The sequence below is a fragment of the Kitasatospora sp. NPDC056446 genome (assembly GCF_042796115.1).
Taxonomy (GTDB): domain Bacteria; phylum Actinomycetota; class Actinomycetes; order Streptomycetales; family Streptomycetaceae; genus Kitasatospora.
On the sequence record NZ_JBHTRF010000109.1, the window covers coordinates 1 to 23,405 of the forward strand.

Annotated in this window: 23 protein-coding genes; 5 read left to right on the forward strand and 18 right to left on the reverse strand. The window is 76.1% G+C overall.

The window, feature by feature from the left end; genetic code table 11:
* Window positions 1–117: 117 nt before the first annotated feature.
* The 13 genes from ACFQ6N_RS37310 to ACFQ6N_RS37370 all read right to left on the reverse strand — a co-directional run bounded on the left by ACFQ6N_RS37310 (window position 118) and on the right by ACFQ6N_RS37370 (window position 12,102).
* Entirely contained in the window at window positions 118–528 is a 411-nt protein-coding gene (locus tag ACFQ6N_RS37310) for a hypothetical protein (protein WP_380658560.1), read from the reverse strand.
* 240 nt (window positions 529–768) lie between these two features.
* Window positions 769–1,674: an alpha/beta hydrolase gene (locus ACFQ6N_RS37315; protein ID WP_380658561.1), complete on the reverse strand. Its 906-nt coding sequence runs from the start codon at window positions 1,672–1,674 to the stop codon at window positions 769–771.
* Window positions 1,671–2,366 carry an indole-3-glycerol-phosphate synthase gene (locus ACFQ6N_RS37320; protein WP_380658562.1) on the reverse strand — a complete coding sequence of 232 codons (696 nt, stop codon included), beginning with the start codon at window positions 2,364–2,366 and terminating at the stop codon, window positions 1,671–1,673. The genes ACFQ6N_RS37315 and ACFQ6N_RS37320 overlap by 4 nt, the downstream gene beginning before the upstream one ends.
* A complete protein-coding gene (locus ACFQ6N_RS37325) occupies window positions 2,363–3,082 on the reverse strand; it encodes an N-(5'-phosphoribosyl)anthranilate isomerase (RefSeq protein WP_380658563.1) in 720 nt (239 codons plus the stop codon). The genes ACFQ6N_RS37320 and ACFQ6N_RS37325 overlap by 4 nt, the downstream gene beginning before the upstream one ends.
* Window positions 3,079–4,224: an acyl-CoA dehydrogenase family protein gene (locus tag ACFQ6N_RS37330; RefSeq protein ID WP_380658564.1), complete on the reverse strand. Its 1,146-nt coding sequence runs from the start codon at window positions 4,222–4,224 to the stop codon at window positions 3,079–3,081. The genes ACFQ6N_RS37325 and ACFQ6N_RS37330 overlap by 4 nt, the downstream gene beginning before the upstream one ends.
* Before the next feature lie 187 nt (window positions 4,225–4,411).
* The gene (locus tag ACFQ6N_RS37335; RefSeq protein WP_380658565.1) at window positions 4,412–4,786 is read right to left on the reverse strand and encodes an ectoine synthase; all 375 of its coding nucleotides are present in this window, start codon (window positions 4,784–4,786) and stop codon (window positions 4,412–4,414) included.
* A complete protein-coding gene (gene trpA / locus ACFQ6N_RS37340) occupies window positions 4,780–5,748 on the reverse strand; it encodes a tryptophan synthase subunit alpha (protein WP_380658566.1) in 969 nt (322 codons plus the stop codon). The genes ACFQ6N_RS37335 and trpA overlap by 7 nt, the downstream gene beginning before the upstream one ends.
* Window positions 5,741–6,772 carry a hypothetical protein gene (locus tag ACFQ6N_RS37345; RefSeq protein ID WP_380658567.1) on the reverse strand — a complete coding sequence of 344 codons (1,032 nt, stop codon included), beginning with the start codon at window positions 6,770–6,772 and terminating at the stop codon, window positions 5,741–5,743. The genes trpA and ACFQ6N_RS37345 overlap by 8 nt, the downstream gene beginning before the upstream one ends.
* A 3-nt stretch (window positions 6,773–6,775) precedes the next feature.
* A complete protein-coding gene (locus tag ACFQ6N_RS37350) occupies window positions 6,776–7,045 on the reverse strand; it encodes an acyl carrier protein (RefSeq protein WP_380658568.1) in 270 nt (89 codons plus the stop codon).
* A 105-nt stretch (window positions 7,046–7,150) separates the two neighbouring features.
* Window positions 7,151–8,716 (reverse strand): AMP-binding protein, encoded by a 1,566-nt coding sequence (locus tag ACFQ6N_RS37355; RefSeq protein ID WP_380658569.1) that lies wholly within the window; start codon window positions 8,714–8,716, stop codon window positions 7,151–7,153.
* 5 nt (window positions 8,717–8,721) lie between these two features.
* Window positions 8,722–9,618, reverse strand: a complete 897-nt coding sequence (locus tag ACFQ6N_RS37360; protein ID WP_380658570.1) for a MaoC family dehydratase — start codon at window positions 9,616–9,618, stop codon at window positions 8,722–8,724.
* Window positions 9,615–10,850 (reverse strand): beta-ketoacyl-[acyl-carrier-protein] synthase family protein, encoded by a 1,236-nt coding sequence (locus ACFQ6N_RS37365; RefSeq protein ID WP_380658571.1) that lies wholly within the window; start codon window positions 10,848–10,850, stop codon window positions 9,615–9,617. Before ACFQ6N_RS37365 ends, ACFQ6N_RS37360 begins: the two co-directional genes overlap by 4 nt.
* A gap of 40 nt (window positions 10,851–10,890) precedes the next feature.
* A complete protein-coding gene (locus ACFQ6N_RS37370; protein ID WP_380658572.1) occupies window positions 10,891–12,102 on the reverse strand; it encodes an aminotransferase class I/II-fold pyridoxal phosphate-dependent enzyme in 1,212 nt (403 codons plus the stop codon).
* 699 nt (window positions 12,103–12,801) lie between these two features.
* Here ACFQ6N_RS37370 and ACFQ6N_RS37375 point away from each other — a divergent pair.
* The 3 genes from ACFQ6N_RS37375 (at window position 12,802) to ACFQ6N_RS37385 (ending at window position 15,953) form a co-directional block, all read left to right on the forward strand.
* A complete protein-coding gene (locus ACFQ6N_RS37375; RefSeq protein WP_380658573.1) occupies window positions 12,802–13,677 on the forward strand; it encodes a BTAD domain-containing putative transcriptional regulator in 876 nt (291 codons plus the stop codon).
* 696 nt (window positions 13,678–14,373) lie between these two features.
* Window positions 14,374–14,673, forward strand: coding sequence for an ArsR/SmtB family transcription factor (locus tag ACFQ6N_RS37380; RefSeq protein WP_380658574.1), 300 nt, complete (start codon window positions 14,374–14,376; stop codon window positions 14,671–14,673).
* 239 nt (window positions 14,674–14,912) lie between these two features.
* A complete protein-coding gene (locus ACFQ6N_RS37385; protein ID WP_380658575.1) occupies window positions 14,913–15,953 on the forward strand; it encodes a phosphotransferase family protein in 1,041 nt (346 codons plus the stop codon).
* 218 nt (window positions 15,954–16,171) lie between these two features.
* Here the strand turns inward: ACFQ6N_RS37385 and ACFQ6N_RS37390 are convergent, their stop codons facing one another.
* Window positions 16,172–16,876 (reverse strand): NADPH-dependent F420 reductase, encoded by a 705-nt coding sequence (locus ACFQ6N_RS37390; protein ID WP_380658576.1) that lies wholly within the window; start codon window positions 16,874–16,876, stop codon window positions 16,172–16,174.
* A gap of 785 nt (window positions 16,877–17,661) precedes the next feature.
* On the opposite strand from ACFQ6N_RS37390, the gene ACFQ6N_RS37395 reads away from it, so the two are divergent.
* Complete coding sequence (locus ACFQ6N_RS37395) at window positions 17,662–18,009, forward strand: hypothetical protein (RefSeq protein ID WP_380658577.1); 348 nt, start codon at window positions 17,662–17,664, stop codon at window positions 18,007–18,009.
* A gap of 198 nt (window positions 18,010–18,207) precedes the next feature.
* A complete protein-coding gene (locus ACFQ6N_RS37400) occupies window positions 18,208–18,771 on the forward strand; it encodes an adenylate kinase family protein (protein WP_380658578.1) in 564 nt (187 codons plus the stop codon).
* 137 nt (window positions 18,772–18,908) lie between these two features.
* Here ACFQ6N_RS37400 and ACFQ6N_RS37405 read toward each other — a convergent pair whose 3' ends face one another.
* From ACFQ6N_RS37405 to ACFQ6N_RS37420, 4 genes are all read right to left on the reverse strand, one after another.
* On the reverse strand, window positions 18,909–19,256 hold the full coding sequence (locus ACFQ6N_RS37405; protein WP_380658579.1) for a hypothetical protein: 348 nt from the start codon (window positions 19,254–19,256) through the stop codon (window positions 18,909–18,911).
* A gap of 615 nt (window positions 19,257–19,871) precedes the next feature.
* A complete protein-coding gene (locus ACFQ6N_RS37410; protein ID WP_380658580.1) occupies window positions 19,872–21,131 on the reverse strand; it encodes an MFS transporter in 1,260 nt (419 codons plus the stop codon).
* A 104-nt stretch (window positions 21,132–21,235) separates the two neighbouring features.
* A complete protein-coding gene (locus ACFQ6N_RS37415) occupies window positions 21,236–21,547 on the reverse strand; it encodes an ArsR/SmtB family transcription factor (protein WP_380658581.1) in 312 nt (103 codons plus the stop codon).
* A gap of 268 nt (window positions 21,548–21,815) precedes the next feature.
* Entirely contained in the window at window positions 21,816–22,286 is a 471-nt protein-coding gene (locus ACFQ6N_RS37420; protein WP_380658582.1) for a GNAT family N-acetyltransferase, read from the reverse strand.
* Between the last annotated feature and the right edge of the window lie 1,119 nt (window positions 22,287–23,405).

Consider the following 23,405-nt stretch of genomic DNA (forward strand, 5'->3'; position numbering starts at 1 on the left):
GCCGCGGACCCCCCGCCGCCCCGCTGTAACCCCCCCCCCGCCCCGCCCCCGTCCCCCCCCCCCCGGGGGGGGGGGGCCGCATGCCGGCCCGCCCCCGGCGGCGTCCGCGCGCGAAGGTCAGCTCTTGACGTACCAGGGGGTGACGAACCCCTTGTGGGTGCGGTCGCGGGACCAGGTGGTGACGCCGTCGGAGCCCAGGGCGTTGATGGTGAAGTTGAGGTCGTTGAGCTTCTTGGTGAACGTCACCTTGCCGGTGAAGTAGCCGCCCAGGGAGACCCACTGGCTGTTGGTGGTGCGGAACCAGACGGCGTGGTCGAGGCCGATCACGAAGTCGACCCAGTCGCCGGAGTTGAGCGGCCACAGGCTCTCGCCCTCGCCGTAGGCGCCGCCGCAGTAGAAGCTGCCGTTGTCGAAGCCGTGCTTGCTGGTGCAGACCTGGGGGAGGTCGCCGGCGTGGGCGGGGGTGGCGCCCAGGGCGGTGGCGGCGAGCAGGGCGAGGGTGGCGAGGGCGGTCCTGGTCTTGTGCATGGTGGCCTCTTGCTGGGTGGGGCGGCTGGTTCGGGTGCCCGATCCTCGCGCAGCGGCCGGTGCTTGATCAACTTCCGGGGCCGGTGGGTGTCCGTATGCGGACGGGCCGTGTCCTGAAAGGGTGTTCGCGGCGGCGGGGTGAACCGCGCGGCCCGTCCGGGCCGTTGTGCGCCGGCCGGGAACGCCCGCGCCGCCGGCCCCCGGCGCCGGCCGGGCGGCGGGGGCGGGGGCGGGGCGGGGTCAGACGGCGGCCAGGACCGGTGCGGGCGCCTGGGCGGGTGCCGGGGCGGGGCGGGTGCGGCAGTCGTCGGCGAAGGCGAGGGCGCGCAGGTGGTAGGGGCGGGCGGCGTGGCCCAGGGAGAGGTTGTGGCCGGCGCCGCGGGCGGTGACCAGGTGGGCCAGGCCCGGGGGGAAGGCGGCGGTCAGGGCGGTGCGGGCGCCGGGGTCCAGGCGCCACCAGTGCTCGTGCTCGGCGAGGGTCAGGCGTACGGGCACGCGCACGCGGGCGGCGAGGTCGCCGTAGCGGGCGGGCCAGCCGGCCAGTTCGCGGGATTCGAGGGCGGGCACGGGGGTGAGCAGGGCGCGGGCGGCGTGGAAGGTGCCGGGCGGGTAGAGGGCGAGGGGGCCCCAGTTGAGGCGGCCGCCGCCGGCGAGGTCGTCGGGGCGGTCCCAGGCGCCGGGGGCGTAGTGCTGGGCGAGGCCGTTGATGTCGGCGCCGAGCAGGGGCAGGCGCGGGTCGTGGGGCCAGTGGGCGGCCAGGTGCAGGGCGATCTTGCCGCCGAAGGAGTGGGCGAGGAGCTGGACGCCGGCGCCGACGGGGTGGGCGCGGGCGTAGTCGGTGAGGGCGGCGTGCACGGTGGCGGCCTGGTCGGCGATGAGCTGGCCCTGGGGCAGGCGGTGGGCGGAGGCGCCGTGGCCGGGGCGGTCGACGGCCAGGACGGTGTAGCCGAGGTCGGCGGCCAGGGTGAGCAGGCTGGTGTCGGGGTGGGCGGGGCCGGCGAAGTAGGCGGCGCGCATGCCGCGGCCGTGGATGGCCAGGACGACGGCCTTGGGGTCGCCGTGCTCGGGTTCGGCGACCAGCGCGGACAGCGGCACGCCGGCGGCGTCCAGGACCAGGGAGCGGGTGCGCAGGGCGGTGGCGCTCACGCGGCGGCCCCGGTGCGGGCGGTGTCGAGGTCGGCGAGCCAGGTGTGCAGGTCGCCGGTGCGCATGAGGGCGGTGCCGACCAGGAGCGCGGCGTAGCCGGCGTCCAGGAGGCGGGCGGCGGTGGCGGGGTCGGTGATGGCGGAGGCGGAGACGGGGGCGCGGCAGCCGGCGGCGCGCAGGGCGGGCAGCAGGCGCAGACTGCGGGTGGGGTCGCCGGGGTCGCGTTCGCGGGTGCGGATGTCCTTGTTGTTGACGGCGATGACGCACTGGTCGGGGTGGGGCAGGTGGTCGAGTTCGCGTTCGTCGGTGATCTCGACGAAGGGGGTCAGGCCCAGGGCGAGGGCGGTGGTGACCAGGCGGCGCAGGGAGGCGGCGGGCAGCAGGGCGGCGGTGAGCAGGACGGCGGAGGCGCCCATGGCGTGGGCGGCTTCGAGCTGGGCGGGGCGGGTGAGGAAGTCTTTTTGGAGGACGGGCAGGTCGGTGGCGGCGGTGACCTCGCGCAGCAGGCGGGTGGTGCCGCCGAACCAGCGGCCGGTGACGACGGACAGGCAGGGGGCGCCGGCCTGTTCGTAGTGGGCGACGAGGTCGGTGACGGTGCGTGGGCCCAGGAGGTCGTTGCCGTGGGGGTCGCGGAGTTTGACTTCCATGACGAGGGGGCGGCGGGCGGTGAGCAGGGCGTCGATGAAGGTCATAGGGCGGCCTCCTGGAGGCGCGGGTGCCAGGCGCGGGTGAGGGCGGTGACGGCTTCGCGGGTGAGGCGGCCGGTGCGGTCGCGGGCGGCGGTGTCGATGTCGGCGCCGGCGTAGAGGGGGTGGTCGGTGACGGTGCGGTAGGTGTCGCGGTTGGCGGTGTTGAGGCCGCCGGCGAGGAGGAAGGGGGTGTGCAGGCGGGGCAGCAGGGCGTGGACGTGGGCGGGGTCCAGGGGTTGGCCGGTGGAGCCGACGCGGCCGTCGTCGGTGACGGTGTCCAGGAGGAACAGGTCGCATCCGGCGCGTTCGAAGGCGGGGGTGAAGGCGCGTTCGAGGCAGCGGCCGCGGGAGAGGTGGAGGACTTTGACGAGGACGGCGTAGGGCAGTCGTTCGCGCAGGTCGGCGACGAGGGCGGGGCTCTGGTAGGCGTGGAGCTGGATCCAGCGGATGCCGGTGGTGCGGGCGAGGCGGGCGAGGTGGTCGGCGTCGTCGAGGAAGGTGACGAGGACGGGTTCCAGGCCCAGGCGGATGGCGGTGGCGGCGAGGTCGGCGAGGCCGTCGGGGTCGAGGTCGGCGGGGCCGCCGGGGACGCCGTGCCACAGGCCCACCAGGGTGGGGCCGGCGTCGGCGAGCAGGTCGAGGTCGGCGCGGGTGCGGGCGCCGCAGACCTTGAGGTGGCCGGGGCGCACGGGGGCGGGGGCCAGGGCGGGGGCGGTCATTTGCCCAGTCCGAGCATGGCGGCGATGCGGTTGTACTGGATCTCGTTGCTGCCGGAGTAGATGGTGCCGGCGACCGCGTTGCGCACGTCCTTCTCCAGTCCGTACTCGGACATGTAGCCGTTGCCGCCGAAGACCTGGACGGCGGCCAGGGAGGTGGCGAGGTTGGACTCGCTGGTGAGGAGTTTGGCGATGGCCATGTCGACGGTGACGTTGTCACCGGCTTCGAGGCGCTGGGCGGTGTCGTAGAGCCACTTGCGGGCGGTCTCCAGGCGGATCTTGGTGTCGACGATCTTGTTGGCGACGCTCTGGTAGGACCCGATGGGCTTGCCGAAGGACATGCGGGTCTTGGCGTAGTCCAGGCAGCGGGCCAGGCGGTGCTGCATCTCGCCGGTGTTGACGATGAAGGAGTAGAGGATCTCGCGTTTCATGACGTGGTCCAGGACGAGGAAGCCGCCTCCGACGCGGCCCAGGACGCGGTCCTTGGGCACGCGCACGCCGTCGAGGAAGAGCTCGGACAGCGGGGAGGTGCGCAGGCCCATCTTCTTGATGGGGTTTCCGGTGGTCAGTCCGGGGGTGCCGGCGTCCAGGAGGAAGGCGGTGACGCCCAGGGCGCCGCCCTGGGGGTGGGTGCGGGCGTAGACGACGATGACGTCGGCGACGGGGCCGTTGGAGACGAAGGTCTTGGCGCCGGTGAGGATGAAGTCGTCGCCGTCGCGCACCGCGCGGGTGCGCATCTGCATGGCGTCGGAGCCGCCCTCGGACTCGGTGATGGCGTGGGCGCCGATGGCCTCGCCGGAGGCGATGCGCGGCAGGTAGGCCTCTTTGAGGGCGGGTGAGCCGAAGGCCTGCAGCGGGACGCCGGTGGAGGCGAGGGAGGTGGTGACGGAGAAGTTGAGGCCGCCGTCGCGGCAGGTCTGGCCGAGGCCTTCGAGGACGTACATGGTGGTGAGCAGGGACTGGCCCAGGCCGCCGTAGCGTTCGTCGAAGGGCAGGGAGAGGATGCCGGTCTTCTGGATGAGGCGCCACTTGTCGTGGGAGAAGGCGGCCTGTTCGTCGCCTTCGATGTGGCCGGCGCTCAGGTCGTCGCCGAAGCGGGCCAGGCCCTCGCGCAGGGCCGTCTGGTCGGCGTTCCAGCGGATCACGGGGGTGCCGCCTTCCTCCCGGGCCCGCCGGTTGCGGGGGCGCGGGGTGGCAGGCCGGCGCACGGGGGCGCCGGCGCTGGTGGGACAGAAAGGTCGCCTGCGGGGCGGGTGGCGGTGCGCCGCCGGGGCCGCGGCGCCGGGGGTGGGGTTCCCCGGGGCCGCGGCCCGGTACGGCGGTGCGCCGGGCCTAGTAGGCGGAGGAGGAGTGCGCGTCGAGCTGGTGGACCTCGTCGCCCTGCAGCGCCGGGGAGAAGACGCAGACCAGGCGCAGGTCCTCGTCGGGGCTGGCGACGAGGTAGTGGGCGTCGTGCTCGTCGAGGGCGTAGAGGCGTCCGGGGGTGATGGGGTGGGTGTTGCCGTCCATGTCGATGACCTCGCCGGAGCCGGCGATGCAGTAGCAGGCCTCGAGGTGGTTGCGGTACTCCAGGCGGGACTTGGTGCCGGCGTTGACGACGGTGTCGGTGAGGCTGTAGCCGAGGCCGTCGCCGGCCACCAGGAAGCGGCGGGACAGGCCGTTGCCCCATTCGACGGTCTTCACGTCGGCGAGGTCGCGGATCAGCATGCGGGTTGTTCCTCTCGGGTGGTGGCGCCGGTGGCGGTGCCGGTGGGGGTGGTGAGGGTGGTGGTGCCGGTCGTGCCGGGGGTGCTGCGGGTGGTGCCGGTCGTGCTCGTGGTGCGGGTGCTGCCGGTGGTGCCGGTGGTGGTGCGTCCGCCGGGCGGGTCCGGGTGCGGGGGACGGGCGGGGCGGAGGTCGGTGAGGAAGGCGTCCAGTTCCGTGACGGGGTCCAGGCCGTGGTCGCGGGCGTGTTCCAGGCGGGCGACGGCGGCGGAGCCGACGATGGCGGCGTCGGCGCCGGAGGCGGCCACGGCGTCCAGGTCGGCGGCGGCGCGCACGCCGAAGCCGACGGCGACGGGCGTACCGGGGGCGGCGGCGTGCAGGGCCGCGACGGTGCCGGCCAGGGCCCGGTGGCCGGTGGCGGGGGTGGTGCCGGAGCGTCCGTAGTGGGCGACCAGGTAGACGTAGGCGCCGCGGGCGCCGCGGGCGGCGTCGGCCAGGACCTCGGGGGCGGAGGCCGGGTAGCAGGTGGTGACCTGGGGCAGGGCCTCGGCGCGCAGGGCGTCCTGCCAGGCCGGGCGCACCCGCGGGGGCAGGGCGTGGACGAGCAGGGCGCGGGCTCCGGCGTCGCGCACGGCGCGGGCGGTGGCGGCGGGGTCGCGCCGGCGCAGGCTGTGGCTCCAGTCGGCGAGCAGCACGATCCGCAGGTGCCTCAGCCGGGGGGTGAGCGCGGCGAGTTCGGCCAGGACGGTGTCCAGGGTGGTGCCGGCGGCCAGGGCGCGGTCGGCGGAGCGGCGGATGACCGGGCCGTCGGTGGGCGAGTCGGGGAAGGGGACGGCGAGTTCGAGGACGTCGACGCCGTGGGTGTCGAGGGTCAGGGCGAGGTCGGCCAGCCGGCCGGCGGGGTCGCCGGCGTTGAGGAAGATCGCCAGGCCCCGGCCGCCGGGGGGGAACAGGGGGTCAGGCACGGGCCGGCTCCTGGTGTCGGGCTCCCAGGCGTTCGGCCAGGGAGCGGGGCGCGCCGTCGGCGAGGGCGTCCAGGGCGGCGGTGTAGGCGTCGTCCCAGCGGGTGTGGCGGCCGGAGGCGAGGGCGAGGGCGGCGGCGTTGAGCGCGATGGTGCGGGTGGCGGCGGGGCCGGCCTGTCCGGCCAGGGCGCGCAGGAAGTGGCCGGTGAGGTCGTCGGGGTGCGGGGCGAGGTCGGCCAGGGTGCCCTCGTCGGGGGCGACGGCGCCGGCGGGCAGGCGCACGGTGCCCTCGGGGGTGTGCAGGGTGTTGTCGGCGAAGGGCAGGAGCTCGTCGGCGCCGGCGCTGTTGTGGGCGAGCCACACGGCGCGCCCGGCCACCCGCGGGGCGAGGTGGCGCAGGGTGTCCAGCGGGGCGGCGGCGCAGACGCCGGTGAGCTGGGCGGTGACGGGGACGGTGGCCAGCAGCGGGCCCAGGGTGTTGAGGAACGCGCCGAAGGGTTTGAGGGTGAGCGGGTACAGGACGCGGGCCAGGCGGGTCAGGGCCGGGGGGTAGACGTGGGGGCCGGCGAAGGCGATGCCGTGGCGGGCGAGGTGGTCGGCGGTGGCGGCGTGGCCGGAGGTGAGGGTGATGCCCAGGCGTTCCAGGAGGTCGACGGAGCCGGCGGCGCTGGTGTAGGCGCGCGAGCCGGTCTTGACGACGGGGATGCCGATGGCGGCGGCGGTCAGGGCGGCGGCGGTGGAGAGGTTGAAGGTGGCGGGGCCGCCGCCGGTGCCGACGATGTTGACGCTGTGGGGGTGGGCGGGCCCGGGGTCGGGGGCGCGTTCGGTCAGGGAGGCGGTGAGGGCGGCGAGGGTCGCCGGGTCGGGCAGGCGGGTGGTGAGGCTGGCCAGCAGGGCCGCCGCCTGGGCCCGGTCGCTGTCGCGGGCCGGGCCCAGGGTGCGCGGTTCCAGCCGGTCCCACCACGAGCGCCAGGCGTCCAGGGGGACCGGGCGGCCGGCGAGGAGTGCGGTGAGGGCCGGGTGCATGGGTCAGCCGCCCACCGTGGCGGTGGCCGCGGTGCGGCGCTGGGTGATGAAGGCGTCGATGGCGGTGACCGAGCGGAAGTTGTTGGGGTCCAGGTCGGTGTCGTCGACGGGCAGGGAGAAGTGGTCCTCGACCCAGGCGATGAGCTTGAGGACGCCGAGGCTGTCGATGACGCCGTCGGAGAGCAGGTCGTGGTCGTCGGCGAGCTGGTCGGCGCTGACGTCGGGCAGGAACTCCTCGATCAGGAACCGCTTGATCTGGGCGATGTTGCTCATGGCGGCAACTCCCTTGCGTGGGTACGGGTTTCGGATATGCGGGACGGAAAACCAGGGGGGCCGGACCGGGCCGGGCCGGGGGTCAGGGGCCGGGGCGGGCCGGGGTCAGGCGGGCCGGGGGTCAGGGGCGGGCAGGACGGCCTTGCGGTCGACCTTGCCGGTGGCGGTCTTGGCGAGCGGCTCGTCGTGGATGGCGAGCTTCTCGGGGACGGCGGCGCGCGGCAGGTTGCGCGCCAGGTGCTCGCGCAGGACGAGGGTGTTGAGGGCGGAGCCGGGGGCGCGCTGGACGGCGGCGTGCAGGCGCTTGCCGGTCAGCGGGTCGGGGGCGGCGGCGACGGCCGCCTCGCGGACCTCGGGGTGGGCGAGCAGGACGCGTTCGACCTCGGCGGTGTTGACGGCCACCCCGCGGACCTTGACCTGGAAGTCGGAGCGGCCGGTGAGGTGGACGCGGCCCTGCTCGTCGCGGGTGACGAGGTCGCCGGTGCGGAACCAGCGCCGCCCGTCGCCGGCGCCCTCGGGCTGGGTGGTGAAGCGCCCGGCGTCGCGGGAGCGGTCCAGGTAGCCGGCGGCCTGGAAGGGGGTGGAGACGTACAGTTCGCCGCTGCCCGGGCCCTGGACGCGGGTGCCGTCGGGGGCGGCGATCAGGGTGCGCACGCCGGGCAGCGGGGTGCCGATGGGCACGGGCAGCGCGGCGGCGGCGTCCAGGCGGTCCAGGCGGTGCAGGAAGCTGTCGTTGGTCTCGGTGCAGCCGTAGATGTTGTACAGGCGGGCGTTGGGCAGCAGGGCGGGCAGCGCGGCCAGGGTGCGGGCGTCGACGGCGTCGCCGGTGAACGCGGCGTGCTCGACGCTGTCCAGGAGCGGGGCGCCGCCGGCGGCCTGGACCAGCAGGGCGTAGGCCAGCGGCACCGCCTGAAGGACGTGCGGGCGGTGGCGCACGAGCAGGTCGAGCAGGTGGCGGGCGTTGAGGGCGTGCGCGGGGTCGACGAGCAGGCAGGTCCCGCCGGCGGCGAGGGTGGCCCACACGTCGAGCAGGGCGAGGTCGAAGTTCAGCGGCGCGTAGTTGGCGACGACCCTCCCCGGCCCGAGGTCGAAGGTGTCGTGGGCCCAGGCCGTGAACCGGTCGACGCGGCCCTGCGCCAGCGGGACGATCTTGGGCAGGTCGGTGGAGCCGGAGGTGGTGAGCATGAACGAGGTGCCGGCCGCCAGGGTGGGCACCGGCGCGGGCCGGGGCAGCGCGGGCAGCACCGGGACGTCCTGGCCGGCCGGGGCGAGCAGGCGCCGGGCGCCGGCCTGCGCGAACAGGGCGGCCAGCAGCGCCGGGGCCAGCTGCGGGGAGGGCAGCAGGAACGGGCGGCGCTCGGTCAGGCAGGCCAGCACCAGGGCGACCGCCTCGGGCGACTTGACGGCGAACAGGCCCACCGGCTCCCCCGGCGCCAGGTCCAGGGCGTTCAGGCGCTCGCGTTCGGTCTCGGCCAGCGCGGCGAGCTCGCCGTAGGAGACGGTGCGCTCGTGCCACAGCAGGGCCGGCGCGTGGGGCCGGGTGCGGGCGTGGGCGGTGAACGCGTCCGGCAGCGGCAGCGGCGCCAGGGCGGCCTCGGTGTGCGTGGTCATCGTCTCGGCGGTCGTCGTCTCGGAGGCCGTGGTCTCGGCGGTCGTGGTCTCGGCGGTCATCGGGTTCACTCCCCCGCCGGCGCGATCCGCGCCCAGCCGGCCTTGACCGCGGTGCCCGCGCCGGTGGCGACGGTGAAGCGCACCACCGCGCCGCCGTCGTAGGACTGCAAGGCCAGGCGCAGCTCGCTGCCGGTGGGGGTGGGGGCGGCGAAGCGGGCGCCCAGGGCGGTGAGGCGGGCCGGGTCGCCGCCGGCGTGGCGGTCGGTGATCTCCTCGGCGGCCAGGGCGATGAGGTGCATGCCGTGGGCGATGGCGGCGGGGAAGCCGGCGGCGCGGGCGGCGTCGTCGTCGAGGTGGATCGGGTTGAGGTCGCCGGAGGCGTGGGCGTAGGCGGTGGTGTCGGCGGCGGCGAGGGTGCGGGTGAGGGTGTGGGGCCCGGTGTCGGGGGTGGTGCCGGGGTGGGCGGCGGGCCGCGGGGTGCCGTACGGGTCGGTGCGGGTGGCGCCCAGGAGCAGGGCGGCGGTGTGCAGGTCGGCGACGGGGGTGCCGGCGGGGTCGGTGAGGCGGGTGGTCAGGGCCAGGCGCAGGCCGCGGGCCTCGCGGCGTACGGCGTCGACGGTGACGGTGACGTCGAGGTCGCCGGCGGCCAGGGGGGTGTGGGTGTGGATCTCCTGGGCGAGGTGGACCACGCCGGTGAAGCCGTCGTCGCCGGCGGTCAGGGCGGTGACGGTGTGCTGGGCGAGGGCGTGGGCGGCGACGAAGGGGTGGGCGGGGCTGGCGCCGGTGCGGGCGGGGGCGGGCAGGCCGGTGCGGGCGGTGGCGCGGTAGGCGGCCAGGTCCCGCGCGGTGACGGTCAGGCGGGTGCGCGAGGACGGCGGCGCGGCGGGCGCGGGCAGGGCCGTGTCCGGGTCCGCGGGTGCGGGTGCGGTCGCGGGTGTGGGTGTGGGTGTGGTCGTGGTCATAGCGGGGTCACCACCAGGGTCGCGTTGTGGCCGCCGAAGCCGAACGAGTTGGACAGGGCCGCGCCGGCGGGGACGGGGCGCGGGCGGCCGTGGACGACGTCCAGGTCCAGGCCCTCCTCGGTCTGCTCGTGGTTGGCGGTGGGAGGGACGTGCCGGCTGTTCATGGCCTGGACGGCGGCGATCAGTTCGACGGCGCCGGCCGCGCCGATCAGGTGGCCGACGGCGCCCTTGGTGGAGGTGACCGGCACGCCGTGGGGCCCGAACACGGTGCGCAGGGCGGCGGCTTCGGCGCGGTCGTTGTGCACGGTGGAGGTGCCGTGGGCGTTGACGTGGGCGATGTCGGCGGCGCTCAGGCCGGCGTCGGCGAGGGCGGCGCGCATCGCGGTGACGGCGCCGGCGCCGTCGGGGCGCGGGTTGGACAGGTGGTAGGCGTCGGAGCTGGAGCCGTACCCGGCGAGCAGGGCGTAGGGGGTGCGGGCGCGGGCGCGGGCGTCGTCCAGGCGTTCCAGGACGAGGAAGCCGGCGCCCTCGCCCATGACGAAGCCGTCGCGGGCGGTGTCGAAGGGGCGGGAGGCGCGGGCGGGGTCGTCGTTGCGCTGGGAGTGGGCGCCCAGGTTGCCGAACGCGGCGAGGGTGACGGGTGACAGGGTGGCCTCGCAGCCGCCGGCGATGACGACGTCGGCGCGTCCGCTCTCCAGCAGCAGTACGGCGTGGCCGATCGCGTCGGCGCTGGAGGCGCAGGTGGTGGCGACGGTCAGGGCCGGGCCGTCCCAGGCCAGGCGCATGGCGATCTGCGCGGCGGCGGCGTTGGGCATGGTGACCAGCGGCATCAGCGGGGAGACGCGCAGCGGCCCGTGCTCGGTGTAGAGGGCGGACTCGCGGTCGCTGGTGGTGCGTCCGCCGACCGCGTTGCCGACCACGATCGCGGCGCGTCCGGGCCCGGGTTCGGGGCTGCCGGCGTCGCGGTGGGCGGCGAGGGCGGCGAGGGTGCCGTAGAGGGCGAACGGGTCCAGGCGGCGGGCGTCCTTGGCGGGGACCGGGCCGTCCTGGGGCAGGTCGGTGACGCGGCAGCCCAGGCGGACGCGGTGGCGGGCCAGGGCCGGGTCGGTCAGGGCGGTGGCGGTGGAGCGTCCGGAGGCGACGGTGCGCCAGAACTCCTCCACGGTGTGGCCGGCGGGGCTGACCACGCCCAGGCCGGTGACGGCGATCGGCGGGCGGGTGCGCGGGGCCATGGCTTCGTCTCCTCTCTTGGGGGCGGGGGTGGCCGGGGGGTCAGATCAGGCCGGTCTGGGCGGCGGCGGTCAGGAACGCCTCGGCGGCGAAGTCGATGTCGGCCGGGGTGTGGCGGGCGGTGACCGCGATGCGCAGCCGGGCCAGGTCGTTGGGCACGGCGGGGGTGACGACGGGCAGGCCGATGACGCCGGCCTTGCGGCAGGCGGTGGCGTAGTCGTAGGCGGCGTCGTCGCTGCCGGCGATGACGGGCAGGACGGCGGTGGAGGAGTCCATGGTGGAGATGCCGGCGTCGTTGAGGCGGGTGCGCAGGCGCTGGGCCTGGGTCTGGATGTGGGTGACGCGTTCGGGTTCGCGGCGCAGGATGCGCAGGCTCTCCAGGGCGGCGCCGGTCTGGGCGGGGCCCAGGGCGGCGGAGAAGAGGAAGGGGCGGGCGGCGTAGCGCAGGTGGCCGATGAGGTCGTGGCTGCCGGCGATCCAGCCGCCCATGGAGGGGATGGCCTTGGAGAGGGTGCCGAGTTTGACGTCGACGCGGACCTTGTGGTCGAAGTGTTCCTCGATGCCGCCGCCGGTGGCGCCGATGACGCCCAGGGCGTGGGCCTCGTCGACCATGAGGAGGGCGTCGTAGCGGTCGCAGACCTCGCGCAGTTCGGGCAGCGGGGCGATGTCGCCGTCCATGGAGTAGACGCTGTCGACGATGACCAGGCGTACGCCGGTGGGGGCGGCGGCCTTGAGGCGGCGTTCGAGGTGGTCGACGTCGTTGTGGCGGAAGCGGGTGACGGTGGCGCCGGACAGGCGGCAGCCGTCGACGATGGAGGCGTGGTCGTACTTGTCGATCAGGACGGTGTCGCCCTGGCCGACGAGGGCGCCGACGGTGCCGACGTTGGCGGCGTAGCCGGAGCCGAAGACGAGGGCGCGTTCGCGGCCGGCGTAGCGGGCGACCTCGGCTTCGAGTTCCTCGTGCAGGGGGATGGTGCCGGCCAGGGCGCGCACGCCGTGGTTGCCGGTGCCGTAGACGTCGACGGCGGCCTTGGCGGCGGCCACGACGCGTTCGTCGCCGGCCAGGCCGAGGTAGCTGTAGCCGGACATCATGAGCAGGCGCTCGCCGTCGAGGTCGCAGTAGGCGCTGTCGCGTTCCATGGTGTAGGCGACGAAGCTGTTGCGCCGGGAGGGGTCGGACTCCAGTGCGGCCACGCGGGCATTCGTTGCGGCCAGCTTCGGCTCCAGGCGGTCCCATGCTCCGGTGGCGTTCACGGTGTTTCTCCTTCACGGCTTCGCGGTTACGGCGTCACGGTCTTCGGGGTGTCGCGGTCTTCGGGTGTCGCGGTCTTCGGGGTGTCGCGTCTTCGGGTGTCGCGGTCTTCGGGGTGTCGCGTCTTCTGGTGTCACGGTCTTCCGCCGGTTTCGCGGTCTTTCGCGGTCCGCGGGGTTCGGCGGGTTTTCCGGGGGGCGGCGCGGCGTGCTTTTCTCGTCCGGGTTCGTTTCCGGTTTCCGTCCGGTTTGCCGCCGGGCGTATTCCGGTTCTTTTCCGGCCCGATACGGTGCGGGGTGGGCGCGGGATGGTTCGGGGGCTGCTTCGGCCGGGCTTTCTCGAAGCCTTCACGCGGGGTGCTCAAGGATGGCTACATTTCTACGGCAGGATGCGCAAGGCGTCCGCAATAGCCGCTTCCCCGGCCTGCGGGAACGTTCTGACGTGGGAAAACCTTGCGTCCACGACGCATCGACCGGCCGGCGGGTATGTTTTCGCGGCCGGTGTTGACACCGCGCATCGCGGCGAATGTATGGTCGAAATCCGCCGAAACCGAACGGCTGGTCGGCGGGAATTGCGCTGTTCCGGGTTTCCCATGCCGACGGCCGGCACGGGCCGTCGCTTCCGCTTTGACTCAAGGGGGTTGGAGCTACGTTGAACGGCTTCAGGGAAGACAGTCCGTCCGGCAGATCGGGGGTGCGGCGATGCTGATCCGCCTCACCGGTCTGGTGGCGATCGAGCACGAGGACGGTGCCCCGCAGCACCTGTCCAGCGCCCAGGCCCAGGTGGCGTTCGCCCGCCTGGTGCTGGAGCGCTCCAGCGGCACCAGCCGCGACCAGCTGGCCGACACCATCTGGCCCGACGGCCTGCCCGACACGTGGGCCTCCGCGCTGCGCAGCGTGGTCAGCCGGGTGCGGGCCTTCGTCACCGACCCCGGGCAGGGGCCCGGCGCGACGCCGCTGATCGCCCAGGGCGGGCGGTACGTGCTGCGCCTGCCGGCCGACGCGGCGGTGGACCTGGAGGCCGCCGCCTCGGCCGTCGGCGAGGCCGGCGAGGCGCTGGCGGGCGGCGGGCACGCGGTGGCCCAGCAGCTGGCCGCCGGGGCGCTGGCCAACCTGCGCGGGGCGTTCCTGCCCGACCACGAGGGCGAGTGGGCGCAAGGGGTGCGCGAGCACGTGGAGGAACTGCGCATCAGCGCGCTGGAGACCGCGAGCCTGGCCGCGTCCGCGCTCGGCGAGGAGCACCACGCGCTGCGCTGGGCCGACGAGGCGGTGCGCCGCGCCCCGTTCCGCGAGAGCGCCTACCGCTGCCGGATGGAGGCGCTGGCCGCCTCCGGCAACCGCGCCGAGGCGCTGCGCTGCTACCAGCAGCTGCGCCAGGTCCTGGCCGAGGAACTGGGCATCGACCCGGCCGCGGAGAGCCAGGAGCTGTACCTCGCCCTGCTGCGCACCCCCACCCCGGTGCCGCCCGCCCCGGCGGCGGTGCGCCCGGTGGACCCGGTGCTGATGGGCATCTTCGAACCCCTGGCGCTGGCCCGGCTGCCGCGTCCGGCACCGGCCGCGCCGGCCCGCGCGGCCTGAGCCCCGCAGGGGCGGGGCCGGGGTCCGCTCCCGGTTCCGCCCCTCCCCTTTCCGGTCCCGTCCCGCCCCTTTTCCGGTTCCGTCCGTCCCCTTTTCCGGCTTCCCGTTCCGTCCGGCCCGATCCCGGGTTTCCCGTCCCGTCCCGTCCCGTCCCGTCCCCGGTTTCCGGTCGGCGGTTGCTCCGGGCGACGGCCGCCTCCTCCCGTGGGGGCGGCCGTCCGGCGCGCCGCCGGGCGCGCGGTCCGTCCGCCCGGCGCCCCGGGCCGTTCCCGCAACCGCCCGCCGGCGCCCTGCCGCCGCCGCACGCGCCCCCGCCCCGGGGCCCGCGCCGGGCCCGCGTGACGGCGGGGCGGGGCGAACACCCTTTCCCCTCCCGGCACTTGCCGCCCCTCCTCCGGCGCCGTGCGTACGGCGGTGCGTGCGGCGGTGCGTGCGGCGCCGGGGCGCGGGGCGCGGCCCGCTTCCCGCCCGCTCCCCCAGGCGCCCCGGGCCCGGGCCGGCTCCCGCGGGTGTGTTGCGGAGGTGTTGCGGTGCGCGTGGCAGATGGGTCGGGCGTAGTAGCGTCGGGGCGTGAAGTCGCGCGCACGGCGCGGTTTTTGACCATCGGACGGACGGGGGTCGAGTGGGGAAGGGGTGGTGGGTGTGGGACGGGCACGCGTGGCGGCGCGGATGATCGTGCACCCTGGTGTGGAGGACGTGAGCGTCCAGAAGGTACTGGAGGCGCTCGCTGATCCGGCCCGCCGGTCGGTGGTGCGCACGCTCGCGCACTCCAGGGCCGATCTGAGTTGTGGTTCCTTCGAGCTGCCGGTCGGGCGTTCGACCTCCAGCCACCACTTCAGTGTGCTGCGCGAGGCGGGACTGCTGCGCCAGTACTACGTGGGAACGACCAAGATGAACGCGCTGCGCAGCGAGGAGCTGGAGGTGCGCTTCCCGGGCCTGCTGACGGCGGTGGTGGCCGCCGCGGACGCGGAGGTGCGGGGGGTGGCGCCTTCCTGAGGACGGGCCGGCAGGCGGCCGCGGGCCCCGGCGGGTGCCGGGGCCGGCGGCGGTCGGTGCGCTTGTGCGGCACGGGAGTTCGCGGCTCCGGGCACGGGCGGGCGCCGCGCCGTCCGGCGGCCGGCGGTCCAACCCCCGTGCCGGGCGCGGACGGTGCCGTCACCGGCGTCGTGCGGATCCGCCGCGGCCGCGGGGCCCGCTCCGGCAGTGCCGAGGGGCGGCGCGTAGGCTGCACGTCCATGATCGGGAACGACGACGGCCGGACCCCGGACGCGGCCACCGAGGACGGTGCGGGCGGTGGCGGCGGCGCGGACGGTGGCGGCGGTGCGGGCGGTGCGCGGGACTGGGCGGACACCCTGCGCTGGGCCCGGGAGGCGCTGGCGCCCGGCGAGCGGATCACCCGGGTGAGCGCGCTGCGGGGCGGCTGGACCTCGCGGATGCGCCGCCTGGACGTCGAACGCCCCGACGGCGCGGGCCCGTACGCGCTGGTCCTGCGCTCCTTCGTCAAGCCGTTCTACCGCCGCCACGCCCCGGCGCTGCTGGCCCGCGAGGCCGGCGTGCTGCGCCTGCTGGAGGGCGGCGCCGTCCCGGCCGCGCGGGCGCTGGCCCTGGACGCGCACGGCGCGTCCTGCGACCACCCGTCGCTGCTGACCACGCACCTTCCCGGCAGCGTGCGCCTGGACCGGGACCGGGACGCCCACCGGCGCGCGGACCTGCTGGCCGGTCACCTGGCCGCCGTCCACGCCCTGGACGTCGGCGAGGCCGGGCGCCCGCGCGCCTGGCAGGCGTGGACGGCCCCCGACCTGGTGCGCGTGCCCGCGGACACCGCCCGCCCCGCACTGTGGGCGCGGGCGGTGGAGGAGATCCGCCGCGAGGCCCCGGCCCACCGCTCCTGCTTCCTGCACCGCGACTTCCACCCCGGCAACGTGCTGTTCACCGGCGCCGGGGACACCCTGGCGGTCAGCGGGATCGTCGACTGGGTGGAGACCTCCTGGGGCCCGGCCGACCTGGACGTCGCCCACTGCGCCACCGCCCTGGCCCTGCTGCACGGCCCCGACGCCGGCCTGACCTTCGCCGACCGCTACCGCGCGGCCGGCGGCGCCCTCGCCCCGGACCGCGACCACCTGTACTGGCGGCTGCTGGACGCCCTCGCCTTCGCCCCCGACGCGCACAAGGTCGCCGTCCCCTGGCGCGACCTGGGCCGCACCGACCTGACCCCGCCCGCCCTGACCGGGCACCTGGAGGACTACCTGCAAGCCCTGTTCGACCGCTACGCCTGACCGGCCCGGGGCCGGGCCCTCTCCGCCACCGGCCCCCACCGCCCGCCTGTCCGCCCGTCCGCCCGTCCGCCCGTCCGCCCGTCCGCCAAGAGCCTTCACCGGCCTCCCCGCCCGGGCCCGTGGCGGTCCGGCGGCGGGCGCAGCATGACGGTCCCTCCCCCGCCCGTCCCCGCGCCGCGTCCCCTCCCCCTCGGCCCGTCCGTCGGCCCGCCGGTCCGTCAGGGGCCTTCACCGGTTCCCCCGCCGGTTCCGGGTGCGGGGGTGTCCGGGTGCGGGGCGAGGGGGCCCGCGTGGGCCAGTGGCGGGGCGATGGCCTGGGCGTCGGCGCCCTGGCCGACCCACAGGCCGATCAGCAGTGCGGCCGTGGCTTCCAGGAGGTGGGCGCGGGCCAGTGGTCCGGCGGCCAGCGGTTCGCTGCCCGTGTCGCGGACCAGGGCGGCGACGGTGGCCAGCGCGTGCGGGTCGTCCCCGCACAGGGGTACGGCCAGTGCGCGGCCGTCGAAGACCGGCGGGCGCGGGTGCCACACGCCGGCGTGGCACAGGTTGAACGCCTTGACCACGTGCGCGTGGGGTGCGGCGGCCGCGATGCGTTCGGCGGCCGAGGGGCCTGTCCCGGTGGCCAGGGTGAAGCCGGGCGCGACGGGGTTGGAGCAGTCCACCACGGTGCGGCCCGCCAGTGTGCCGGCGCCGGCCGCGGCGACCTCGGCCGCCGCCTGGTGGGGCAGGGCCAGCAGGACGGCGTCGTCGCCGTGGCACAGTGCCTGGTGCACGCCGCCCCACCGGGTGCCGTGTCCGGTGTCGGCGGCGGCGTGGCGGGCGCGGTCGCGGTCGCGTCCGCCCAGCAGTACGTCGTGTCCGGCGTGGGCCCAGGCCCCGCCCAGGGCCCGGGCCATCGCCCCGGTGCCCACGATCCCGATCCTCATGGTGTCGCCATCCCCTTGCCGGTGCCGGTGGTCGTCCCCGTTTCGTGCTTCGACGGTAGGGCGGTGCCCGGGCACCGTCCGGTACGCGGGCGGTCAGCGGGGTTTCCTCACCGGCTGCCGTGCCCGTCCGGTCGTCGGCCTGCCCGCCCGCGCCCCGGGGCCCGGTGGTGCTGCGGGCGCGCCGCGCCGGGGTCCGTGCCGTCCGGGGCGGTTGTGCGCGGGGATCGGCGGGATCGGTCCGAAGGTCCTGGACCGGTCGTGGTCACGGTTGCGGGGCGCGGGGCCGGTGGAGCGCACCGCCCGTCCCGGTCCGCCGCCGCACGTCGACCACGCGCTCACCGCGCCGGGCCGCACCCTGCCGGGCGGCTGGGCGGCTGCCCACGGCGACGGGGTCGCCGGGCACCCGGTCCTGAGCCCAGGCCGGGTCCGGGCCCGGGCCCGGGTCCGGGTCCGGGTGTCCAGGCGGCGTGCGGGTCCGCCGTCGGCTCCACGGCGCCGGCCACGGTTCGGGGGTCCCATGGGCTGTCATCGGATCAGGGACCATGACACCGCGAGTCCGCCCGATCGCCGGTCGGCGCCGGTCGGTCCGGCTGTGACGGACAGGACAGGCGGCCCGGCACCGCGGCCGCGCCGGGCACACCGCCCCCGGGAGAGGTCGGCTGAGGCAGCCCTTCCTTCTGTCCGAGCGTCAACAGCGGCACCGTTGCGTCAGGCCCGAGGGCTGCGGCGCGGCAGCGTCATCGGCCTCGTGCGTGCTTACGCCGCAGGAGTGAGAGGGTTGGCTGGTGACCGATTATCAATGCGGGTCGTGCTCCTATGGGAGCAACGATCCCGGTGAGCTTCGACAGCACTCCCGCCGGACCGGGCACGTCGGCATCCGCAAGGAGGACGGCGTCGAGACCCCTGGGGCCGGTGAGGCCGCGGAAGAGGCCGCACCGACCGAAGGCAGGTCCGGCAGAGGCCGGGTCGCGGCCAGGGCCGGCTTCGTCCTTCTGGCCGCTGTCTCGATCGGGGCTCTCGCCTGGAGGAACAAGGAACTGCTGGCCGAGCTGACGGAGTCGGCGGCGGAGAACGAGTACCTGAAGTCTGCCAGCGGCGCGGGAACCACGCTCAACGGCTATCGCGGACGCTGAGTTCGGCGTCCGGGCTCCGCCCGTGATCAGCCCGGCGAGCTGACCACGGGCCTCGTCGTTGCTCGGACGGCGGGACGGCTGAGCCGCGGCTCTCACAGGGACGCCCCGGCTCCGGGGCTGCGAGCCGGGGCGTCCCCCGTACGGCCGGGACGGACCGGGTGCTCCGGGACCGGATCCAGGCCAGGAAGGGATGGGCTGGTGCGCGTCGTGCTCTTCCGACCGCCGGTGTTCGGGCGGGAGTCGCCGGCCGATTCGCTGGCCGGGGCCCTGGGCGTGCCGCAGGTCCGCTTCGGCGACCTCATGCGCACGCACCTCTCCCGGGGCACCGCACTGGGGATCCGGGCCGCCGGGATCATCGCCTCCGGCGGGCCGTTCCCCGACGGGCTTTTCACCGAGGTCGTCCGCGACCACCTGCGCCGGTCGGCGCATGCGGGCTTCCTCTTCGTCGGGCACCCGCACAGCGCCGCCCGGGCACTCGCCCTGGACGGGGTGCTCCGTGAGCTCGGCGAGCCCCTCGACAGCGTGCTTCACCTGCGTCTTCCCCAGGCGCAGGCGGCCCGCCACACCCACCGCGACGACCGGGCCCGGCGCCGGATCGAGTCCCACGAAGCGATGCTGGAGCCCGTCACCCGGTACTACGCCGGGCAGGGCCTGCTCGTCACGGTCGACGCCGTCGGCACGTCCGACGACATGACCGGGCGCGCGCTCACCGCGCTGCGGGAGCACAGCCGCCGGCCCCGCCCGGGGACGGGGGCGTCGTAGCGCCCGCCCGGCAAGGACCGGACCGGCGGCTCCGCCCGGCCGGTCGACCTGCCCGGCGGTTGTCCTGCGGCGGCCCGCCTCGCGGTCGCGTCCTCGGCGCCGTACGACCGGACCCCCGCCCGGCCGGGGCCGCTGTGCTAGCAGGGCTCGGCGGAGCGGAACTCGCTGCCGGAGACCCGGTCGCCCGGCTCGAGTCCGAAGCCGGCGCCGGTGAAGTTCGGGCCCTCGAAGACGCACCACCCGCGGACGTCGTTGTTGACCGCCCCGGTGGCCGGCGGCTTGATCGCCGGGGTGGCCTCGGTCAGCACCCGTCCGTCGTCGAGACAGAGCCCGAAGGTGCGGGGACAGGCCGCCCGGGGTGCGGCCGGCGCCTGGACGGCGGGCAGGGCGGCCGTGGTGAACAGCGCCGCGCCGGCGGCGAGGAGCAGCGCGATCCGTCGTGTCGTACGGGTCGTGGGAAGGCCTTTCGTCGGGTTGTCGTCCATCGGTCGCCCCCGCCTGGTGCGGCGGCGGGCCCGCGGCCCCGCCCCGGTACGCGTCCGTGCGGGCGGCCCGTACGGGGTGTGTGTCCGCGCGACGGGGTGCTGCGCGCCGGGAGTCGGCGGGCGGTGGCGTCGGCGGGCGTGCCGGGCGGGGGGCGTGTGTTCGGGGGTGCGGACCGGCGCTCATCCTGTCCGGGCCGTGGCGCGCCCCGTCGTCCACCGCGCGGCGGGGATCTCCGAAGGGGCGATCCGGATCACCCGAATCGCGCCCGGCCGCGCGGGGCCGTGCGGGGCCGTGCGAGGCCGTGCGGGCGCGGGGGTGTGCTCCTGGCGGTCGGTACGGGCCTGACGGCCTGTCCGCCGTGCGGTGACACGGACCCTGGGTCCCGGGCGGCGCGGCCGCCCGAACCGCGCGGCACCGCCGAGGGCCCCCGGGTCCCCGGGCTCCCGCCACGGGTGCGGGGACGGGCGCGGTACCGAGGCGGCGGCGCGGCAGGACGGCGGCCACGGCGGCGGGTGGCGGTTCGGGCGGCCGGGCTCCGTGCCGTCCACCGCGCCGCCCGGCCACGCGCCCGGCTCCCGGGGCGTCCGGGTCCGGGCGGGTGCGGGCGGGTCCGGTCAGGGCGTTGCGGGGGCCGTCCGCTGTCCCTGCTCGTGGCGGGCCCCGGACTCGGCCCCCACCCCGGCCCCGGCTCCCGGGACGGGGGCGGGGCCGAGGCGGCGGCGCAGCAGGACGGCGGCGAGGGCGGCTGCGGCCAGGGCGGCGGCGGCCAGGGGGAGGTGGCGGGGGCCGGTGGTGGTGACGATGAGGCCGCCGGTGGTGGTGCCGAGGGTGATGCCGAGGTTGGAGAAGGAGATGAAGAGGCTGTTGCCGAACTCGGGGGCGTCGGTGGCGTCCTGGGCGAGCCAGGCCTGGGCGGTGGTGAGTCCTCCGCCATGGAGGGCGCCCCACAGCAGGAGGGTGGCGAGCATGGGGGCGAGGTGGGGGCCGGTGGTGTCGATGAGGAGGTAGAGGGCGAGGTAGAGCAGGGGGTAGGCGGTGGCGGTGCGGGTGAGGCCGCGTTCCAGGAGGCGGCCGAAGGCGAGGTTGCCGGCGGTCATGAGGATGCCGAAGGCCATCAGGGCGGGGCCGGTGAGGGAGGCGTCGAGGCCGGTGACGTGTTCGAGGTATTCGGCGATGTAGCCGTAGCCGCAGAACATGGCGGCGAAGACGAGGGTGACGGCGGTGGTGGAGGCCCACAGGCGGGGGCGGCGCAGGATGCGCAGTTGGCCGCGGTAGGTGGGGCGGGCGGTGTCGGGCAGGTCGGGGAAGAAGGCGAGGATCGCGGCGCAGGCGAGGAGGTTGACGGCGGCGGCGCTCCAGAACGCGGCGGGCAGGGTGAGGTGGTCGGCGAGGTAGGAGGTGAGGGGGACGCCGAAGGCGAAGCCGGCGGTGACGCCGGCGAAGACGGTGGTGGCGGCGCGGGCCTGGCGTGCGGGTGGGGCGAGGCGGGTGGCGGCGGTCAGGGCGAGGGCGAAGAAGACGGGGTGGAAGAGGGCGGGCAGGACGCGGAAGGCGAGGAGGAGGGGGAAGGAGTGGGCGAGGGCGTAGACGGCGTTGGAGACGGCGAAGACGGCCAGGGCGGTGGCGAGGACGGCTTTGCGGGGCAGGCGGGAGGCGAGGAGGACGCCGACCGGTCCGGTGGCGGCGACGGTGAGGGCGAACGCGCCGACCAGCCATCCGGTGGTGGCGGGGGTGGTGTGCAGGCGTTCGGCCAGGCGGGGCAGGACGCCGATGACGCCCATCTCGGTGGTGATGATGCCGAAGACGCCCAGGGCCAGGGCGGCGATGGCTAGGGGTGCGGGGCGGGCGGGCGCGGGTGCGGGTGGTGTGGTCACGGCAGCCTCCAGGACATGACGACAAATCTAGATAGTTAGATGGGTTCGGGGCGGGAAAAGGGGCGCCCTCGCGCGGGCGCCCCGTCAGGCCGGGCGGGCCGGGGTCAGAGTTCGTCGCGGACGTAGGCGGCGAACGCCGCGATCGTCTCCTCGTCGCGCCGGTAGAAGGTCCACTTGCCGACGCGTTCGGACACCAGCAGTCCGGCGTCGCGCAGGATCTGCAGGTAGCCGGAGACCACCGACTGGGCCAGGCCCGAGCGTTCGCGGATGTCGGTGACGCACACGCCGATGTGGAAGCCGACGCCGCGCTCGCGGTAGTACGCCTCGTCGAAGTAGAGCTCGGGCGTCTTGAGCCAGCGCAGGAAGTCCGCGCGCGCCGGGTTGGCGAGCGCCTTGTGTACGGCCAGGGGGTCCACCGCGCGCTCCTTCCGCCGTCCGGCCCGGCAAGGACGTATCTAATATTCTGGATACGACCCGGGGTGTCAAGGCGGCCCGGCCCGCCCCCGGGCGCACCGGAAGCCGGCCCCCTGCGCCCCGACGCCTGCACACCCGCGCACCCGCGGCGGACGGGCCGCACCCGCACGCGGCCCTGCCGCCCGCCGGCCCCGCTCCCCGCGCGAGCCCCTGCGAGGGCCCGCCCGCGCGGGCACGCGGACCGCGAAGTCCCGCGGATCCGCGCAGGTCCTAGCCCAGTTCCAGTTCCCCGACCGTCTGGTCCCCGCTCGTCTCCCCCGTCGGCCGGAACCCGAGGCCCAGGTAGAACCCCTCGGGGCCGTCCCCGCCCGGGTGCCAGGTGGTGGTCAGGCGGGTGCCGCCGCGGCGGCGGATCTCAGCGGCCACGGCCTCGACCGCGAAGCGGCCGTAGCCGCGGCCCTGTTCGCCGGCCGCGATGTTGAGCCGCCACAGGCCCGAACGGATGTCGGTGCCCCTGCCGTCGCCCGCGAAGTCGATGCCGAGGAAAGCCATGAGGAAGCCGACGGGCCGGTCGCCGTCGAAGACGAGGCGGGGCCACGCGACACCCGGGTGCACGTACGCCTCGGCGAGGGACTTCACGACCGGCGCCACCAGGTGCTCCTGGTCGGGGCGGACCTTCAGGCCGATCGCGGCATCGAAGTTGGCGGCGGTGACCGGTTCCAGTCGGAGCGTCGTCGTCATGCGGGAACCGTAAGCCAGTGGATCAAGTGATTTTCCCGGCGCCGCCCGCATCCCGCGGACGGCGACACCTCCGGCCCCCTCTCCGCTCCACGCCGTGGGGGCCGCACAGCACGGCTCCGGGCCGCACACCCGACCCGACGCACTCGACGAAAGGGACAAGGGCCACCCCACGGACACGAGGACACCAGGGCAGACCGGGGACAGGCCGGGACAGCCCCCGCCCACCGCACGAACCCCGGACACCCCGACCCCGCTCCCCCGCTCCCCGCTCCCCCGCGCGGGAAGTCGACCGGTGCGACTTCCCGCGTGCCGCCGCCACGGGGTGCCCGCGCCCCGGGACCAGGACTCCCCCGCCGGCACAGCCGCACACCCCGCCCGCCAGGCCTCGACCCCCGCCGCACACCCCGACCGCCGCGCCACGCACCGGAAGCCGGCCCCGCCGACTTCCCGCGCACCACCGGACCGGGCCCCGCATCCCCGCAGCCCCGCAGCAAAAATCGAGCGGGCCGACCTCCCACAGGACGGGACCACGACACGGCGAGACCCGCCGGGCACCGCACGACCCGACACGGACGGAGCCAGGACAGGGCACGGGAAGTCGAACGGGCCGACTTCCCACACACCGGCCACTGCGGACACCCCGGGGCCCGCAGCGGAAGTCGAGCGGGCCGACCTCCCACACAACGGGACCACGACACGGCGAGACCCGCCGGGCACCGCACGACCCGACACAGGCGGAGCCAGGACAGGGCACAGGAAGTCGAGCAGGCCGACTTCCCACGCACCACCACTGCAGACACCCCGGGGCCCAGGCCGGACCCGGGGCCTTGCACGCCCCCGCCCGCGAAAGCGCGGCGGGTCTCGGCCCCACCGCGCACCGGGCCGGGCCGCGTCTCTCCTCCCCCTGCGCGGGAAGTCGACCGGAGCGACTTCCCGCGCGGGCTGGCCCGCCGGGCGCCGGACGACCCGGCACGGGCGCACCCGCCCGGACAGGACACCGGACCGGACGGGCAGGCGGGCCGGGTTGGTCAGGGTCCGGGCGGGCCGGGGCGGGGGGGGGCGGGGGGGGGTGGAACGTGGCCGAACACACAAACACAAATGCTAGCCCAACAGACGGGA

What these genes read in the sequence shown, in the direction of transcription:
- ACFQ6N_RS37345 (WP_380658567.1), bottom strand. Translation starts at nt 6,772, where the DNA reads ATGCACCCGGCCCTCACCGCACTCCTCGCCGGCCGCCCGGTCCCCCTG.
- ACFQ6N_RS37385 (WP_380658575.1), top strand. Translation starts at nt 14,913, where the DNA reads ATGATCGGGAACGACGACGGCCGGACCCCGGACGCGGCCACCGAGGAC.
- ACFQ6N_RS37335 (WP_380658565.1), bottom strand. Translation starts at nt 4,786, where the DNA reads ATGCTGATCCGCGACCTCGCCGACGTGAAGACCGTCGAATGGGGCAAC.
- ACFQ6N_RS37365 (WP_380658571.1), bottom strand. Translation starts at nt 10,850, where the DNA reads ATGGCCCCGCGCACCCGCCCGCCGATCGCCGTCACCGGCCTGGGCGTG.
- ACFQ6N_RS37405 (WP_380658579.1), bottom strand. Translation starts at nt 19,256, where the DNA reads ATGGACGACAACCCGACGAAAGGCCTTCCCACGACCCGTACGACACGA.
- ACFQ6N_RS37390 (WP_380658576.1), bottom strand. Translation starts at nt 16,876, where the DNA reads ATGAGGATCGGGATCGTGGGCACCGGGGCGATGGCCCGGGCCCTGGGC.
- ACFQ6N_RS37320 (WP_380658562.1), bottom strand. Translation starts at nt 2,366, where the DNA reads ATGACCTTCATCGACGCCCTGCTCACCGCCCGCCGCCCCCTCGTCATG.
- ACFQ6N_RS37355 (WP_380658569.1), bottom strand. Translation starts at nt 8,716, where the DNA reads ATGACCGCCGAGACCACGACCGCCGAGACCACGGCCTCCGAGACGACG.
- ACFQ6N_RS37360 (WP_380658570.1), bottom strand. Translation starts at nt 9,618, where the DNA reads ATGACCACGACCACACCCACACCCACACCCGCGACCGCACCCGCACCC.
- ACFQ6N_RS37350 (WP_380658568.1), bottom strand. Translation starts at nt 7,045, where the DNA reads ATGAGCAACATCGCCCAGATCAAGCGGTTCCTGATCGAGGAGTTCCTG.
- ACFQ6N_RS37375 (WP_380658573.1), top strand. Translation starts at nt 12,802, where the DNA reads ATGCTGATCCGCCTCACCGGTCTGGTGGCGATCGAGCACGAGGACGGT.
- ACFQ6N_RS37310 (WP_380658560.1), bottom strand. Translation starts at nt 528, where the DNA reads ATGCACAAGACCAGGACCGCCCTCGCCACCCTCGCCCTGCTCGCCGCC.
- ACFQ6N_RS37325 (WP_380658563.1), bottom strand. Translation starts at nt 3,082, where the DNA reads ATGACCGCCCCCGCCCTGGCCCCCGCCCCCGTGCGCCCCGGCCACCTC.
- ACFQ6N_RS37420 (WP_380658582.1), bottom strand. Translation starts at nt 22,286, where the DNA reads ATGACGACGACGCTCCGACTGGAACCGGTCACCGCCGCCAACTTCGAT.